The sequence below is a fragment of the Vibrio sp. Vb2960 genome, assembly GCF_033337665.1.
Classification (GTDB): Bacteria; Pseudomonadota; Gammaproteobacteria; order Enterobacterales; family Vibrionaceae; genus Vibrio; species Vibrio alginolyticus.
Genome location: NZ_JAWORD010000056.1, coordinates 1 through 1,832 on the forward strand (window position 1 = coordinate 1; position 1,832 = coordinate 1,832).

The following is a 1,832-nucleotide window of genomic DNA, read 5'->3' on the forward strand; positions in this document are numbered from 1 at the left end:
CCCGCCGTCGCCTCGTAAGTAAAGCTACCATCAGCGTTTTCGGTTTCAGTCAGCGTGACTGCCACGCCTTGTGATGTAAGGCCGTCAACTGGTGTTACAGACGCGTCAAGCTGATAGCTCACTACTCGGTCCGAGCCTTGTGTGGTGGTGAAGTTGCCATCGATTGAAATCGGGCCAGTCTGATCTGAGCCAATCGTGCCTAGGTCATCTTCATCAACGGTAATTGCATCGACATCGGTAATGGTCGGCTTATCATCCACGATGGTGACTGGGATCGTTTCTGTGGTGATATCACCATCAAAATCCGTCGCGATGATTGGGAAGTTCAGTGTCAGCTCATCACTGTCTGTCGCATGGTCGATAGGACCTTGCAGCGTGAAGTTGTATGAACCATCCGTATTAACGGTCAGCGTAAATACGGCTTCAGTTCCTGCTGTTGCTTCATAAGTGTAGCTACCATCACCGTTTGCGGTTTCAGTCAGCGTCACTGCCACACCTTGTGATGTTAGACCATCAACTGGCGTTGCAGCAGTATCTAATTGGTAGCTTACTACCCCATCAGAGCCTTGCGTTGTAGTGAAGTTGCCATCGATTGAAACTGGATCTGAGCCGTCAGAGCCAATCGCCGCTAGGTCATCTTCATCCACGCGGATCGCGTCTACGTCGGTGATGGTTGGTTTATCGTCAACGATGGTGACAGGCAGTGTTTCTGTCGACGTATCGCCATCAAAATCTGTTGCGATAATCGGGAAGTCGATTTGCAGGCTGTCACTATTCACCGCATGGTCTAGTGGGCCCTGCAGAGTAAAGGTGTAGCTGCCATCTGGCTTCACCACCAATTCAAATACGGCATTGCCATCTGCTGTGGCTGTGTAAGTAAAACTGCCGTCGCCGTTAGCAGTTTCAGCAAGCACGACAGGCTCCCCATGAGAGGTCAACCCTGCTACTGGATCTGCGGTTGCATCAAGCTGGTATTTAACAACGCTGTCTGAGCCTTCAGTTGTGGTGAAAGAGCCCGACATAAACGCATCATCGTTCTGGTCTGAGCCAATTGAGGCAAGGTCATCTTCGTCCACCGTAAGTGGGACAACGTTATCGATGGTTGGAACGTCATCAGTAATCGTGACTGGAATGGTCGCGGTTGTCGTATCGCCATCAAAGTCTGTTGCAATGATTGGGAAGTTCAGAACTAGTTCATCGCTGTTTAACGCATGATCAACCGGACCTTCTAGACGGAAGTTGTATGTGCCGTCAGCATTCACATTCATGGTGAAGACCGGATTGCCATCCGCGGTAGCCACGTAAGTGAAGCTGCCATCAGCATTCGCATTCTCTACCAAAGTAACAGGCTCACCTTGGGAGGTTAAACCTGCGACAGGATCAGAAGTTGAATCAAGTTGATAGCTCACCACACGGTCTGAACCTTGAGTAGTCGTAAATGCGCCTTCCACAAACACAGCGTCAGTTTGGTCTGAGCCAATACCTGATAAATCATCTTCGTCTACAGCCAGAGGCACAACATTATCGATGATTGGCGCATCATCTGCGATCGTAACGGGAATGGTTGCCGTGGTCGTATCACCATCAAAATCGGTGGCAACAATTGGGAAATCAATCGTCAGGCTATCGCTGTTGGCGGCATGGTCAATCGGGCCTTGCAGCGTAAAGTCGTACGTACCATCTGTTGCTACGTTTAACGTGAAAACAGGATTGCCATCTGCGGTCGCCACATAGGTAAAGCTGCCATCACCGTTGGCGGTTTCCACCAAGGTAATCGCCTCACCTTGAGAGGTTAGCCCCGCAACAGGATCAGCGGTTGAATCCAGTTGATA

At 50.3% G+C, this 1,832-nt stretch carries 1 protein-coding gene; it reads right to left on the minus strand.

What is annotated here, in order from left to right:
* Window positions 1-1,832: VCBS domain-containing protein (locus tag R7O03_RS22790; protein ID WP_318132066.1), on the minus strand; the 1,832-nt coding region annotated here is incomplete at both ends.